Origin of the sequence: Dactylosporangium sp. CA-152071 (assembly GCF_050936335.1) — a bacterium.
Lineage (GTDB): Bacteria > Actinomycetota > Actinomycetes > Mycobacteriales > Micromonosporaceae > Dactylosporangium > Dactylosporangium maewongense.
The window spans coordinates 2,405,370-2,418,911 of sequence record NZ_JBNJMZ010000002.1; the positions used below are offsets into that span (position 1 = coordinate 2,405,370).

Sequence of the window (13,542 nt, forward strand, 5' to 3'; positions counted from 1 at the left end):
AGCGCACGCGCGTGCGCTCAGTGCGCCCGTCTGGATGCCAGGAGCGCCGCGCCGACGATGCCGGCGTTGTTCTGCAGGGTCGCCGGGACGACCTTCGTGGGCACCGAGACGTGGTGCAGCCACTTGTCCGTCTTCTTGCTCACGCCGCCGCCGATGATGATCAGGTCGGGCCACAGCAGCGCGTGCAGGTGGCGCAGGTAGACCTGGACCCGCTCGGCCCAGTCCTGCCAGGCGAGGCCTTCGACCTCACGGATGCGGTCCGAGGCGTAGTCCTCGGCATCGCCGCCGTGCAGGTGCAGCCCGCTCATCTGCAGGTGGCCGAACTCGGTGTTGGGCACCAGCTTCCCGTCGATGAACAGGGCGCTGCCGATGCCGGTGCCGAGGGTGACCATCACGACCAGGCCGCCGACACCCTTGCCGGCCCCGTACTCGATCTCGGCCACCCCGGCCGCGTCCGCGTCGTTGAGGACCGTCACCGGCCGCCCCAGCTTGTCGCTGAACAGCTGCTCCGCCGGCGCGTCGACCCACGACGCGTCGACGTTGGCGGCGGTCTTCGTCACCCCGTGCTGCACGACGGCGGGAAACGTGATCCCGACGCTGCTCGCCGGCGGGAACTGCGCGACGACCGCCGCGACCGTGTCGACGACGGCGGTGATGTCCGCCGGCTGCGGGGTCTCGATGCGGTGCCGGTCGGCGGTGAACTCGCCGGTTGCCAGGTCGACCGGCGCTCCCTTGATGCCCGAACCGCCGATGTCGATACCCAGGACCACCACAGCTGCTCCTCCGCGACGTGTGCCTCAACCAATGCCCTGCTGCTCCAAGAGCCAATCATGCGGGGCACCGGCAAGGCTCACCCGGGGTACGCCCCCACCGTGTCGCGGATCTCCAGGCCCAGCGCCTGGTCGGCGGTGCGGGCGCAGTGCGCGCAGCAATAGAAGTTGCCGGACACCTCGGCGCCGTGGCCGACGATCTTCGTGCCGCAGTGCTCGCAGACCGGCGCCAGCCGGTGGATCGCGCACTCGAAGGAGTCGAAGACGTGCACGCCGCCGCCGACCGTCCGGATCTCGAAGCTCATGTGGTAGTCGTTGCCGCAGGTCTCACAGACCGCCATGGTGTTGCCCCCCATTCGTTTCACGCAGCGTGTTCGGTCGGTGGGCATGGCGCAACCGGTTCAGCCGAAATCCACCCTGCGGATCACCAGGAGGGCCACGTCGTCGTCCCGGGACCCCGCGCTCAGGGCGCTCAGCAGCCGATCGCAGAACTGCTCCAGGTCGTCCTCGACCTCGCCGACGGCGCGGCACAGCGCGTCGAGCCCCTCGTTGAAGGTGTGCCCGCGGACCTCGATCAGCCCGTCGGTCACCAGGATCAGGGTCTCCCCCGGCGCCAGCGTCAGCCGGATCTCGTCCTCGTGCGAGGTCGGCACGCCCAGCAGCGCCACCCGCCCCTCCACGAGGCTGACCCGCCCGTCCCGGACCCGCAGCGGCGGCGGGTGCCCGGCGTTGGTGAGCCGCACCTCCCCGCTGGCCGGATCCATGCTGAGCAGGCACATCGTCGCGATCTCCTCGGGCAGCAGCCGCAGCATCATCCGGTTGAGCCGCTCCATGCTCGGCCCCGGCGACGAGTCCTCCACCAGGTAGGCGCGCAGCGCGTGCCGGACCTCCGCCATGATCGTGGCGGCGCGCAGCGAGTGCCCGGCGACGTCGCCGATCGCCGCGACGAGCCGGCCGTCCACCCGCAGGATCTCGTAGAAGTCGCCGCCGACCGACGCGTGCTCGCTGGCCGGCTGGTACCGCACCGCGAGCTGCACGCCCGGCACCGCGGGCAGGCTCCGGGGCAGCATGCTCTGCTGCAGCGTCAGCGCGGTGCGCCGCTCCTCGTCGTAGCTGCGCAGCGCCTCGACCGCGAGGGCGACCGCCTGGCCGAACTGGCGCAGCAGGTCGGCGTCGTCGTCGCTGAAACCCTCCGCGGGCACGGCGACGTGCACCGGCTCCCGGCCCGGCTTGGCCCGCCCGACGACCCGCCACACCGCGCCCCGCCACCACGGGCCGTCGTCCAGCGGGAACAGCACGATGCCGGCCTGGCCGTCGAGCGGGTCGAGCTCGAACTGGTCGCGCATCGCCGGGCGCAGCACCGGGTCGCCGCCCACGGCGTCGACCTGCACCGCGATCGGCCCGGACTCCTCCGAGGAGGCGGCGACGGCGGCGGGACCCTCGAACACCCGGGCGGCGCCGGTCGCGGCGGCCAGCAGCAGGTCCGTGAGGCTGGTCGCGGCGTTGAACTCGGTCGTGGTGTCCACCAGCCGCGTCAGCCGGCCGGCGAGACGCTCGGCGCGGCGGCGGGCCCGGTACTCGCGCAACTTCGCCCGCACGGTGGCGAGCAGCTCGTCCGGGTCGATCGGCTCGGCCAGGTACGCGTCGGCGCCCCGGTTGAGGCCCTGGGTGCGGTCCACCACGTGGACGGCGGTTGCCGAGATGTGGATCACGGGGACGGCGGTGGTCCGCGGGTCCTCCTTGATCCGCTCCGCGACCTCGAACCCGTCGATGTCCGGCAGCCGTACGTCGAGCACGACCAGCTCCGCGTGCAGGCCCTCGGTGTGCAGCAGGTGGAGCGCCTCCAGGCCGGTGGCGGCCTCGGCGACCCGGTGCCCGTCGCGGCGCAGCCAGCTGGTGATGACGTACCGCTTGGAGGGGCTGTCGTCGACAACCAGGATGTCTGCCGCGGCCTCGCCGGTCACGACGCCGCCTCCGCTACGCTCCGGCGTCGCCGCGACCCAACACTGTGCCCATGATGACCGGCTCCTCCGCTGCGCTCCGGCCCGGTCATGCCGTCACTCGGGCGACGACGTCGGCGATCATCCGGCGGGTCAGCGCGGGCTTGGCCAGGACCGCGGCGGCGCCCGGGACGTGCCCCACGTCGGCGCCGGTCACCACCACGACCGGTACACCGCTCAGCTCCGGCACGCCGGCCAGCGCGGCGATCAGCTCGCCGCCGTCACCGCCCGGCATCCGCAGGTCCAGGAAGATCAGCGACGGCCGCTCCCGCGCCGCGATCGCGAGCGCCGAACGGGCGTCGGCGGCCTCGTGCACGTGCTCGGCGATGCCGGTCAGGTGCTCGCGCAGCACCTGACGGGCGGCCGCCTCGTCGTCGACGACGAGCACCGCCGGCACGTGCGGCAGGTCCTGGTCGTCCTCCGGCGCGGGGCGCAGCGGCAGGTCGAGGGTGAACGTGCTGCCCTCCCCCGGCTCGCTGACCATGCTGAGCCCGCCGCCGAGCAGGGTCGCCAGGCGCCGCGCGTAGGGCAGCCCGAGGCCCGTCCCGCCCGCCTGGTGGGCGCCGCGGACCTGGTGGAACTCCTCGAAGATCCGGCGCTGCTCGGCGAACGGGATGCCGATGCCGGTGTCGGCGACCGCGATGTGCAGCCGGCCGTCGAGCACGAGCGCGCCCATCGCGACGCTGCCCGCCTCGGTGAACTTCAGCGCGTTGGTGAGCAGGTTGCGCAGGATCTGGGTGAGCAGCACCTCGTCGGTGACCAGCTCCACGGGCTCCGCCGGGTCGGCGATCTCGAACCGCACGCCCGGCTTGGCGAGGGGACGCAGGGTGCCGCGCAGCTGGCCGAAGACCGCGCTCAGGTCGACCGGCGCCCAGTTGGGCTCGATCCGGTTCGACTCGGCCTTCGCCAGGTCCAGCAGGTCGTTGACGCGCGCGAGCAGGTCCGCGGCGGAGCCCTGGACGAGGTCCAGCTGGTGCGTCTGGTCGGCGGTGAGCGGCTCGGAGCGGGGGTCGAGCAGCAGCCGCGTCAGCCCGATGATGGCGGTCACGGGCGCGCGCAGCTCGTGCGACACGTTGGCCAGGAACCGGCTCTTCGCCTCGTTCGCCTCCCGCAGCTGCGCGGAGCGCTCCTCCAGCTCCGCGTACAGGGCGACGACTCCCTGGTTGGTCTGCTCCAGCTCCTCGGACAGCTGCGTGTAGAGAGCCATCACCCCGCGGTTGGTCTCCTCCAGCTCCGCGTTGAGGGTGAGCAGCTCGTCGCGGTGCGCCTGGACCTCCTCCAGGGCGCTCACGAGCTGCCGGTTCTGGACACTGAGCTCGTCCAGCGCGGTGGTGGGCCGGCTGGCGGCCAGTTCCTCCCGCGCCGTGGCCAGCCGCTCCTGGCCGACCTGGGCGGGCAGCCTGCGCATCAGGCTGATCCGGTCCCGTTCCACGTGCACCTCGTCCATCAACCGCCCCGCCGCCGCCGTGCCTTCGGGCGGACTGATCCCGATGCCGTCCGCTTCTACAACGATGACCAGACGGGGCCGTCCGGAAACCTCGGCGGTGAACGTCACCGTGGCGCCGATCGCGTGCCGGCCGATCTCGCTGAGCGCGGTCGCGACCCTGACCTGGTCCTGATGCTCCATGCCGACGGCGGCGGCGACCTCCCGGCCGCGCTGGCGCACCACGAACACGTCCTGGTCCTCGCGCAGCGTCATGCGCAGCAGCGGCTCCGGCACCGGACCCGGGGACTCGCTCATGGCCGCACCACGGCCACGCAGGCGTCGTCGCGGCGCACGCCGGCGTCGCGCAGCAGGGTGCCGGCGATGAGCAGCGGGTCCTGGCGGCTCAGGCCCGGGTAGTCACGCAGGGTCCAGCGGTCCGACACGCCGTCGGAGTGCAGGACCACCACCGCCTCCGGCGGCAGGTCGTAAGTGAACTCGCGGACGCCCCGCGACTGGTGCCCGACGATGCCGGGCATGCTGACCATGCCGCGGCGCTCCCCGCTGGGCGAGGCGACCACGCCCGCCACGTTGCCCAGGCCGGCGAAGCGCACCGTGCGATCCTCGACGCGGGCCACCGACACGGCCGCGCCGCGGGTGTGCGAGACGAGCCGGTGCAGTCGCTCCACGATCGCCGCCGGCGCGTCCAGGTCACCGGTGAGGAACGCGTCGACGGCGGCGTTCGCGGCCGTCGCGGCGAGCGCGCCGTGCCCGAGCCCGTCGGCGACGAGCACGAGCAGCGCGCCGTCGCGCACCCGCGCCGCCCAGCGGTCACCGCACACCGCCTCGCCCGTGATCGGCCGGGTCAGGCCGGCGACGACCGGCACCCCGACGTCGCGGCGGTCGGGCCACAGCTGCGCGGCCAGGACGGTGCCCCGGCCGGGCAGCGAGTAGCCGCCCGAGTGGCTCGACAGCCGGCGCACCGCGCCCAGCCCGATCCCGAGGGTGCCGGCGGTGCTCGTGCCGTCGGAGCCGCTGAAGACCAGATCCGCCATGCCCGGACCGCTGTCGACGGCCACCAGCTCCACGCCGCCGGTGTCGCCGCTGCGCAGGCACCGCACCGACAGCGCGCCCACATCGGCGTGCCGGTGCAGGTTGCTCGCCAGCTCGGCGGCGACGATCGCCACCTCACCGGTGCGCTCGTCGCTGAAGCCGAGCCGGCGGGCGAGGTCGACGGCGACGCGCCGGGCGACCCCCGCCGCGCCCGCCTCGTCGACGGGGATCCAGCCGAGCTCTTCGACCAGCGGGACCTGACCGGGGGCCGCCGCGGGCGGCGTCACCGTGCCCACTTGGTCACCGTGATCCGGGTGCCCTCCCCGGCGGCGGTGACGATGTCGAACTCGTCGACGAGGCGGCGCGAGCCGCTGAGCCCGAGCCCCAGCCCGCTGCCGGTGGTGTAGCCGTCGGTGAAGGCCAGGTCCAGGTCGGCGATGCCCGGCCCGGCGTCGACGAACTCGGCGCGGACCCCGGCCCGCCGCCCGTTGTGCACCTGGCCGACCACGGCGTGCCCGCCGCCGCCGTGGATGAGCGTGTTGCGCGCCAGCTCGCTCGCCGCCGTGACCAGCTTCGTCTGGTCGACCAGCGGCAGCTTCGCGGCGATCGCCATCACCCGGACCGCCTGGCGCACCCGCACCACGTCCTTGTCGTCGGCGATCTGCAGGCGCTGCTCCTCCTGCTGCTGGGTCATACCGGCACGTCGTCGGAGCCGCGGAAGCCCAGCACACCCACGCCGCGGACCTGCTTGGCCTCGGCGAGGATCTCCAGGGCCTTGTCGACGTTGAGCGCGGTGCGGACGCCGCGGAGCGACAGGCCCAGCTCGACCAGGGTGATCGCGACCGCCGGGCGCATGCCGACCACGACCGTCTCGGCGTCCAGCACCCGCGACACCGCCGCGATCGTCGACAGCATCCGGCCGATGAACGAGTCGACGATCTCCAGGGCGGAGATGTCGATCACCACGCCGTGCGCGCCGGTCTCCACGATCCGGTCCGACAGGTCCTCCTGCAGCTGCAGGGCGGTCTGGTCGTCGAGGTCGATCTGGATCGAGACCAGCAGGATCTCGCCGATCTTCAGGACGGGGACGCGGTCCATCACAGCGCCTTGTCGCGGCTCGCCCGGCGGACCACCTCGACGCCGCTGGCCCGCAGCGCGTGCAGCAGCGCGTCGGCGAGGTTGGACTTCGTCACGATGTCGCCGAACTCGATGCCCAGGGCCACCACGGTCTGCGCGATCTGCGGCCGGATGCCGGAGATGATGCACTCCGCGCCCATCAGCCGCGCCGCGACGACCGTCTTCAGGATGTGCTGCGCGACCTGCGTGTCGACCGCCGGCACGCCGGTGATGTCGACGATCGCGTAGCCGGACCCGGTGTCGACCAGGGTCTGCAGCAGCTTCTCCATGACCACCTGCGCGCGGGCCGAGTCGAGCGTGCCGACCAGCGGCACCGCGACGACGCCGTCCCACAGCTTCACGACCGGCGTCGAGAGCTCCAGCAGCTGCTCGGTCTGGTCGGCGATCACCGACTCGCGGACCTTCGTGTAGGTCTCGAACGTGAACAGGCCCATCTCGTCGACGAGCAGCGACAGCACGAGGAAGTCGGTCGTCGCCAGCTCACCCTCGCCGGCCTCCCCGGCCTCGCCCAGGTTGAGCACGACCTCCTTGACCGCGAAGACGAGGCTCGCCGTCTCGCTCGGCGAGAAGCCCTGCCGCGCCCACGCCCGGGACAGCTCAGCGAGGGCCGCCCGCGACTCGCCGCTCTCGGCGCCCGCGACATCGCCGTCGGCGTCCTGGCCGAGCATCGCCCGCAGCGCGCCGAACACGTCCCGCACCTGCAGGGTCAGCTCGGCGCTGGTGAGCCGCCCACGCAAGGTGCGGGTGGCGATCTCCGTCCACTGCCGCACGATCGCTTCCTCGTGCGCCGCCAGGAACGCATTCAGCCGCTGCCGCGCGTCGGCATCCACCTTCACTCGTGATCTCCTTCGCCCTCGTCCGTCGGACCAGACGGTACCGCCCCGAGCAGCCAACGGCGAACGGGCGGCCGAGATATGGCGGGTCGGTGTGTCGTCACCGCGCCGCCTGGGAACGAGTACGGCATGGAGACGACCTGGAGACCCTTCGAGGCACACGGCACCCTGTCCGAGGAGACCCGCGAGCGCCTGCCCGACAGCGTCTACGCGTTCCCGGAGCAGCGCAAGCTGCCGCTCACCGACGCCAAGCACGTCCGCAACGCGGTCGCGCGGTTCGACCAGGTCCGCGGCGTCAACGACAAGGACCGCGACCTCGCCTTCGCCAACCTGACGGTGGCGGCGAAGCACTACGAGGTGGAGCTGTCCGAGTCGAGCTGGCACGAGCTCGGCCGCACGCCCCACTGAGACCGCTGGCCCGCTCACCGTGCGGGGTGGGCGGGCCAGCGCACTTCCTACCGGGCTCAGATCAGGCCCAGGCGCTCCACCGCGGTGCGCTCCTCGGCCAGCTCGGCGACCGACGCGTCGATCCGGGCCCGGGAGAACTCGTCGATCTCCAGACCCTGCACGATCTCCCACTTGCCGCCCCGCGAGACGACCGGGAACGACGAGATCAGGCCCTCCGGCACGCCGTAGGAGCCGTCGGACGGCAGCGCCACCGACGTCCAGTCACCCTCGGCGGTGCCGTTCACCCAGTCGTACACGTGGTCGATCGCGGCCGACGCGGCCGACGCGGCCGACGACGCCCCGCGCACCTCGATGATCTCGGCGCCGCGCTTGGCGACCCGCGGGATGAACTCGTCGGCGTACCACTGCTGGTCACCGACGGCCTCGGCCGCGTTCCGGCCCGAGACCTCGGCGTGCAGGATGTCCGGGAACTGCGTCGCGGAGTGGTTGCCCCAGATCGTGACCTTGCGGATCTCCGACACCGGCACGCTCAGCTTCTGCGACAGCTGCGCCACGGCCCGGTTGTGGTCCAGGCGGGTCATCGCGGTGAACCGGTCCGCGGGCACGTCCGGCGCGTTGCGCTGGGCGATGAGGGCGTTGGTGTTGGCGGGGTTGCCGACGACCAGGATCCGGATGTCGTCGGCGGCACCGGCGTTGATCGCCTCGCCCTGCGGCTTGAAGATGCCGCCGTTGGCCTCGAGGAGGTCGCCGCGCTCCATGCCCTTCGTGCGGGGCCGGGCACCGACGAGCAGGGCGACGTTGGCGCCGGAGAACGCCTGCTTCGGGTCGTCGAACACGTCCACGCCGGCCAGCAGCGGGAACGCGCCGTCCTGCAGCTCCAGCGCGGTGCCCTCGGCGGCGCGGGCGGCCTGCGGGATCTCCAGCAGGCGCAGCTTGACGCGGGTGTCGGCGCCGAGCAGCTGACCGGACGCGATGCGGAACAGCAGCGCGTAGCCGATCTGGCCGGCGGCACCGGTCACGGTTACGTTCACGGGCTCACTCATCAGAGTTTCTCCTGCGGCAGCGGCGGGTGTGCTTCTCCACACAAACTATCCCCGCCCCCAACGACCGTTCACCCACTGTCGCTCCGATGTGGCTTGCGGCACTCGATCAGGTAGCGGGTGGAGTGGGCGACGAACGGGCCCTCCGCCTGGATCCGCTCGTGCAGGGCGCGCAGCTGGTCGCGGTACGCAGCCACGGTGAAGCCGGGCACGATCCAGATCACCTTCCGGAGGAACACCGCGACGGCGGCGACGTCGAGGAACTCCATCCGCAACTTCACCTCGCGCAGGTCGCGCACCTCGAGGCCGGCGGCCCGCGCGTCGGCCGCCGCGGTGTCCGGGTGGCGGCCCTGACCGGCCGGGGTCGGGCCGAGCATCGCCTCGGTGACCTCGTGGGCGGAGCCGACGCCGACGTGCTGGGCGAGGTAGGTGCCGCCGGGGCGCAGGACCCTGGCGATCTCCGGCCAGACCGCGACGACCGGGTGCCTGGCGCTGACGAGGTCGAACGCGGCGTCGCCGAACGGCAGAGGGTCCTCGTCGGCGACGTGCGCGACGGTGCCGCCGAACGGGGCGAGCGCCCGCGTGGCGAGCGCGACGTTCGGCTCCCAGGACTCGGTCGCCGCCAGCGGTGAGGGGGCCCGCCCGGCCGTCCGGTCGGCCCTCTGGCTGGCTCTGCGCAGCGCCCAGGCGACGACCTCGCCGCCGCCGGTCTGCACGTCCAGGGCGCTGCCGGCGGTGCGGTAGCGCTCGGCGAGCAGCTCCGCGTAGCCCCAGGGCGGCCGCTCCTCGGTGGCCCGGCCTTCGAACCAGGAGAAGTCCCAGCCCTCGACGGGGACGGAGGCACCCTCCTCGAGCAGGGCTTCGAACTCTGACATGGCGTGGTTGCACCTTCCGTTGCCGGGGAATCACTGACAGCATGACGATCATTCCGCAGACGCAGACGTTGTGGCTGGCCACGGCCGCCGACGAGGACATCCAGGCCGGCCGGGTCATCGGCTGGGAGACCGAGCACGTGCAGCCGCTGCCGCTGGTCGCGTGGACCGACGAGACCGGGATGCTGAGCCGGGTGGGCACGCCGGTGAACGCGGTGGTGTGGCTCGGCGAGACCCGTGGCGAGGTCATCGAGTCCGCACAGCGTGAGACCCGGCAGCCCGCATTGCGTTAGCGGCTCTTGTACCGCGTCAGCGGCTGCTGTACGGCTCGACCAGCTCGGGTCGCTCCCGCATCAGCTCGTTGAGCCGTAGGGCGCGCGTCGACATGTGCCAATGCTGCGCCGATCCCGGACGGTGACGCAACCCACTTCGCGTCCCGGGGGTCTTCATAGGTCGGGCGCCCCCGTCTCGGAGGGCTCCGAACCCGCCGCGGAGGTCTGACCGGGTGGCGGTCGATCGTGAGGGCCGGGGGGCTTGACGATCGCCCGCCGCTCGGCCTCCCGCAGGTGCCAGCCTTCGAAGGTCTGGCGTTTGCGGGCGGCGCGCTCGGCGACGGCGTCCTCGATGCCGTTGGCGGCGGTGAGGTAGCCGATCGCGGCGAGGAGGTCACCGCACTCCTCGATCAGGCGGTCGCGCAGGTCCGTGCCGTCGTAGTGGTCCGGGCGGCCGCCGGTCGCCACCAGCTTGCCGACAACCTGCAGCAGCTCGCCGGCCTCCTCGGTGACCTTCGCCAGCCCCGGCCACACCTCGGCGCCGATGCCGAACGGCTCGGTCACGGCCGGCCCCCGCCCGGCGCGCGGCGCCGGTCAGCGCCCGACGCGCAGGCCCTCCGCCGCGACGAACTCGAGGAAGTCGTCGGCGGCCGGCTCGACGGCGCCGTCCTCGTGGTACCGGAAGCTGACCGCGTCCTCGCAGATCCCGTCGCGGACGACGAACCCCCAGTAGTCGCCGGTGCCGACCGGGGCGACCGCGACGAACCCGGAGCCGTGCACGTCGACGGGCTCGTTGGCGCCGACCAGCGTCTCCACCCAGCGGCGGCCCTCGTCGGCGGGGAGGAGCTCGACGAAGAGGAAGCGGCCGGCGCCGTACCGCAGCAGGAAGCCGCGGTACTGCTCCGGCAGCCGCACGCCGAGCCGCCGCTGGACCCGGACCAGGTCGGCCTCGGTGGCCCGCCAGTGGTCGAAGACGGCGACGTCGCCGTCGCGTTCGAGGGCCGCGTAGCGCCGCAACGCCTGCCGCAGCAGGACGTCGAAGTCGGCGAATCGCATTGCGGCAGTCTGCCACCGGCGACGGCTCCGGCGGCGTCCGGCCCTTCTGCGGCGGTCACTTCAGCAGCGCCCTGGCCTTCTCCGGGTCGAGCTCGCCCTTGCCGGCGAGGCCGGCCGACGGACACTCCTCGGCGAGCGGGCAGGCGCCGCACGCGGGTTTGCGGGAGTGGCAGGTGCGCCGCCCGTGCAGGATCAGCAGCAGGTTGACCGGCACCCAGTCCTTCTGCTCGAACAGCGCCGCGACGTCGGCCTCGGTCTTCTCCACGTCCTTCTCCGGCCCCCACGCGAGCCGGTGCGCGACCCGGCCGACGTGTGTGTCGACGGAGATCGCCGGCGTGCCGAACGCGTTGCCCAGCACCATGTTGGCCGTCTTGCGGCCCACCCACGGCAGCTCGATCAGCTCGTCGAGGGTCGTCGGCACCTCGCCGTCGTGCCGCTCGACCAGCGTCGCCGCGAGCTTCATGACGATCTGCGTCTTCTTCCGGAAGTACCCGACGGGCTGGAGGATCACCTCCATCTCGGCCGGGTCGGCGGCGGCGAGGTCGGCCGCGGTCGGGTACTTGGCGAACAGCACCGGGGTGACCAGGTTGACCCGCTCGTCGAGCGTCTGCGCGGCGAGGACGGCGGCGACGAGCAGCTGCAGCGGCGACCCGAAGTCCAGCTCCAGGACCGGGTCCGGATACCGGGCGGTGAGCAGCTTGAGGATCCGCCGCGCGCGGCGCGTCTGCTCGAGGTCCGGCCCCGCGGGCGCCGCCTCGGCAACGGCCTCGACCGCCTTCACGGCCTTCTTGACCGCCCCCTTCTTCGCCGCGGCCTTCTTCGCCGGCGGCGCTTCCGTGGTGGTCGCCTCCGCCGCGGTCGCCTTCGCCGTGGTCGCCTTCGCCGTGGTCGCCTTGGCGGCGGCCTTCCGAGGCGCGGCCTTCTTGACCCGCGTGGCGTTCACCTCTGCGGCGGCGTCCGTAGGTGCGATGGCAGCTGTCGTGGTCCTGTTCCGGCTCGGCACGCTGACGAGCCTACGTCGGACGGCCTGCCCGCCGGGGACCGCCGCGCGCAGTCCCCGGCGAACCCGCCGATCAGTGTTTGAAGCCGCCCACGATCGCGCGCAGCTCCTCGGACATCGTGGTCAGCTCGGCCGCTGCGGCGCGGGTCGCCTGCGCTCCGTGCATGGTGTTGTCGGCGGCCTGCACGACCTCGCCGATGCCGCCGTTGATGCGGTCCGCGCCGCTCGCGGCGACGCTCAGGTCGGTGGCCATGCTGGTGGTGACCGCGCTCTGCTCCTCGACGGCGGAGGCGATCGTCGTCTGGTACTCGTTGATGCGGCCGATGACCCGGGCGATCTCCGAGATGGACTCGACGGCGCCGGTGGTGTCGGTCTGGATGGCCCGGACGCGCTGGCCGATCTCCTCGGTGGCCTTCGCGGTCTCCTGCGCCAGGTCCTTGACCTCGCCGGCGACGACCGCGAAGCCCTTGCCGGCCTCACCCGCGCGGGCGGCCTCGATGGTGGCGTTGAGGGCCAGGAGGTTGGTCTGCTCGGCGATCGACGTGATGACCTTGATGACGTCGCCGATCTCCGCCGAGGAGGAGCCGAGCCGGATCATGATCTGCTCCGCGGCGGCGGACGCGTCGACCGCCTGGCCCGCGACGGACGCTGCTTCCGATGTACTGACGGCGATCTCCCGGATGGAGGCGTTCATCTCCTCCGCGCCGGACGCCACGGCCTGCACGCTGCTGGAGACCTCGTGCGACGAGCCGCTGATCTTCGACACCTCGCCCGCGGTCCGCTCGGCGCCGTCGGCGAGCCCGTGACTGGCCTGCTGCAGCTCGTCGGCGCGGGCGGCGAGCCTGGTGCTGCTGTCGGCGAGCGTGCCCACGGCGGTGCGCATCCGGCCCGTCGCGCGGCCCAGCGCGGCCGCCATCTGGCCGAGCTCGTTGTCGGCCGTGAACCGCGCCTCCTTCGTCAGGTCGCCCTCGCCGACGGCGGTCAGCACGTCGCGGACCTGCAGCAGCGGCCGGAGGATCGCCTGCGCCAGCAGGAGCCCGACGGCGACGGCGAGGATCAGCCCGCCGACGAGGACCACGGCGACCAGGAGCCGGGCCTGGTCGCGGGCCTCGTTGGCGTCGGCGAGCCGGGCCTGCGCGGCCGAGCGGGACGCCTCGGCCACCGCGACGAGGTCCTTGACCGCGTCCTCCGCCTTCGGCGTGCCCTGCTGGATGAGCAGCGCCTGCCCTTCGGCGGCCCGGCCGGCCGCGATCAGGCCCTGGCCCCGCTTGAGGATGTCCGTGTACTCGCCCCAGGCCGTGGTGAACCGGTCGATCGCGGCCCGCTGCGCGGTGTCGAGGTCGCGGCCGGCGAACGTCGCCTCCGCCGACTCGATCCGCGCGGCGGCGGCGTCGCGCTCCGCGGCGAACCGGGTACGGCCGGCGGGGTCGGTGACCGTGGTCGACACGACGCCGAAGAAGCGGAACTGCCACACCGCCTCGCGCAGGTCGGCGGCGTCGGCGGCGGGGAGCAGCGCCCGGCTGTACATCGCGTCGGCACTCTTCGCGACCGCCGAGATCTTGTACAGGCCGATCCCGCCGACCGCGGCGGCCACGAGCCCGGCGACGGCCACGGCGATGATGATGTTGTGGCGGACCTTGAGCGAGGCGAACGATGCCACCGGAGGTACCCCTTTGCT

Annotated in this window: 16 protein-coding genes; 2 read left to right on the plus strand and 14 right to left on the minus strand. The window is 73.1% G+C overall.

The features are described from left to right. Positions 1–17 precede the first annotated feature (17 nt). From ppgK to ACQEVZ_RS50940, 8 genes are all read right to left on the minus strand, one after another. Positions 18–773, minus strand: coding sequence for a polyphosphate--glucose phosphotransferase (ppgK, locus tag ACQEVZ_RS50905; protein WP_344499140.1), 756 nt, complete (start codon positions 771–773; stop codon positions 18–20). A 77-nt stretch (positions 774–850) separates the two neighbouring features. Then, positions 851–1,111, minus strand: coding sequence for a Prokaryotic metallothionein (locus ACQEVZ_RS50910; protein WP_344500694.1), 261 nt, complete (start codon positions 1,109–1,111; stop codon positions 851–853). A 60-nt stretch (positions 1,112–1,171) separates the two neighbouring features. Further along, positions 1,172–2,734 (minus strand): fused response regulator/phosphatase, encoded by a 1,563-nt coding sequence (locus tag ACQEVZ_RS50915; protein ID WP_344499138.1) that lies wholly within the window; start codon positions 2,732–2,734, stop codon positions 1,172–1,174. Positions 2,735–2,819: 85 nt separating this feature from the next. Next, positions 2,820–4,511, minus strand: a complete 1,692-nt coding sequence (locus ACQEVZ_RS50920; protein WP_433382551.1) for an ATP-binding protein — start codon at positions 4,509–4,511, stop codon at positions 2,820–2,822. Beyond that, a complete protein-coding gene (locus ACQEVZ_RS50925; RefSeq protein WP_433382554.1) occupies positions 4,508–5,542 on the minus strand; it encodes a SpoIIE family protein phosphatase in 1,035 nt (344 codons plus the stop codon). Before ACQEVZ_RS50925 ends, ACQEVZ_RS50920 begins: the two co-directional genes overlap by 4 nt. Further along, positions 5,530–5,940, minus strand: coding sequence for an ATP-binding protein (locus tag ACQEVZ_RS50930; protein WP_344499132.1), 411 nt, complete (start codon positions 5,938–5,940; stop codon positions 5,530–5,532). The genes ACQEVZ_RS50925 and ACQEVZ_RS50930 overlap by 13 nt, the downstream gene beginning before the upstream one ends. After that, positions 5,937–6,344, minus strand: a complete 408-nt coding sequence (locus ACQEVZ_RS50935; protein ID WP_344499130.1) for an STAS domain-containing protein — start codon at positions 6,342–6,344, stop codon at positions 5,937–5,939. The genes ACQEVZ_RS50930 and ACQEVZ_RS50935 overlap by 4 nt, the downstream gene beginning before the upstream one ends. Further along, positions 6,344–7,219, minus strand: a complete 876-nt coding sequence (locus ACQEVZ_RS50940; protein WP_433382559.1) for an STAS domain-containing protein — start codon at positions 7,217–7,219, stop codon at positions 6,344–6,346. The genes ACQEVZ_RS50935 and ACQEVZ_RS50940 overlap by 1 nt, the downstream gene beginning before the upstream one ends. Before the next feature lie 126 nt (positions 7,220–7,345). Here ACQEVZ_RS50940 and ACQEVZ_RS50945 point away from each other — a divergent pair, with 126 nt between their 5' ends. Beyond that, positions 7,346–7,624, plus strand: a complete 279-nt coding sequence (locus ACQEVZ_RS50945) for a DUF6582 domain-containing protein (protein ID WP_344499128.1) — start codon at positions 7,346–7,348, stop codon at positions 7,622–7,624. A 56-nt stretch (positions 7,625–7,680) separates the two neighbouring features. On the opposite strand, the gene ACQEVZ_RS50950 is transcribed toward ACQEVZ_RS50945, so the two are convergent. Both ACQEVZ_RS50950 and ACQEVZ_RS50955 read right to left on the minus strand, forming a co-directional pair. Then, complete coding sequence (locus tag ACQEVZ_RS50950; protein ID WP_433382562.1) at positions 7,681–8,667, minus strand: malate dehydrogenase; 987 nt, start codon at positions 8,665–8,667, stop codon at positions 7,681–7,683. Between the two features lie 68 nt (positions 8,668–8,735). Then, a complete protein-coding gene (locus tag ACQEVZ_RS50955; RefSeq protein ID WP_433382565.1) occupies positions 8,736–9,539 on the minus strand; it encodes a methyltransferase domain-containing protein in 804 nt (267 codons plus the stop codon). Between the two features lie 41 nt (positions 9,540–9,580). On the opposite strand from ACQEVZ_RS50955, the gene ACQEVZ_RS50960 reads away from it, so the two are divergent. Further along, positions 9,581–9,829 carry a hypothetical protein gene (locus ACQEVZ_RS50960; RefSeq protein ID WP_344499123.1) on the plus strand — a complete coding sequence of 83 codons (249 nt, stop codon included), beginning with the start codon at positions 9,581–9,583 and terminating at the stop codon, positions 9,827–9,829. Positions 9,830–9,982: 153 nt separating this feature from the next. Here ACQEVZ_RS50960 and ACQEVZ_RS50965 read toward each other — a convergent pair whose 3' ends face one another. The 4 genes from ACQEVZ_RS50965 to ACQEVZ_RS50980 all read right to left on the minus strand — a co-directional run bounded on the left by ACQEVZ_RS50965 (position 9,983) and on the right by ACQEVZ_RS50980 (position 13,524). Beyond that, a complete protein-coding gene (locus tag ACQEVZ_RS50965) occupies positions 9,983–10,372 on the minus strand; it encodes a hypothetical protein (RefSeq protein WP_433382569.1) in 390 nt (129 codons plus the stop codon). Between the two features lie 30 nt (positions 10,373–10,402). Next, positions 10,403–10,864 carry an SMI1/KNR4 family protein gene (locus tag ACQEVZ_RS50970; protein WP_433382572.1) on the minus strand — a complete coding sequence of 154 codons (462 nt, stop codon included), beginning with the start codon at positions 10,862–10,864 and terminating at the stop codon, positions 10,403–10,405. 55 nt (positions 10,865–10,919) lie between these two features. Further along, a complete protein-coding gene (gene nth / locus ACQEVZ_RS50975; protein WP_433382574.1) occupies positions 10,920–11,807 on the minus strand; it encodes an endonuclease III in 888 nt (295 codons plus the stop codon). A 130-nt stretch (positions 11,808–11,937) separates the two neighbouring features. Then, on the minus strand, positions 11,938–13,524 hold the full coding sequence (locus ACQEVZ_RS50980; RefSeq protein WP_433382576.1) for a methyl-accepting chemotaxis protein: 1,587 nt from the start codon (positions 13,522–13,524) through the stop codon (positions 11,938–11,940). Between the last annotated feature and the right edge of the window lie 18 nt (positions 13,525–13,542).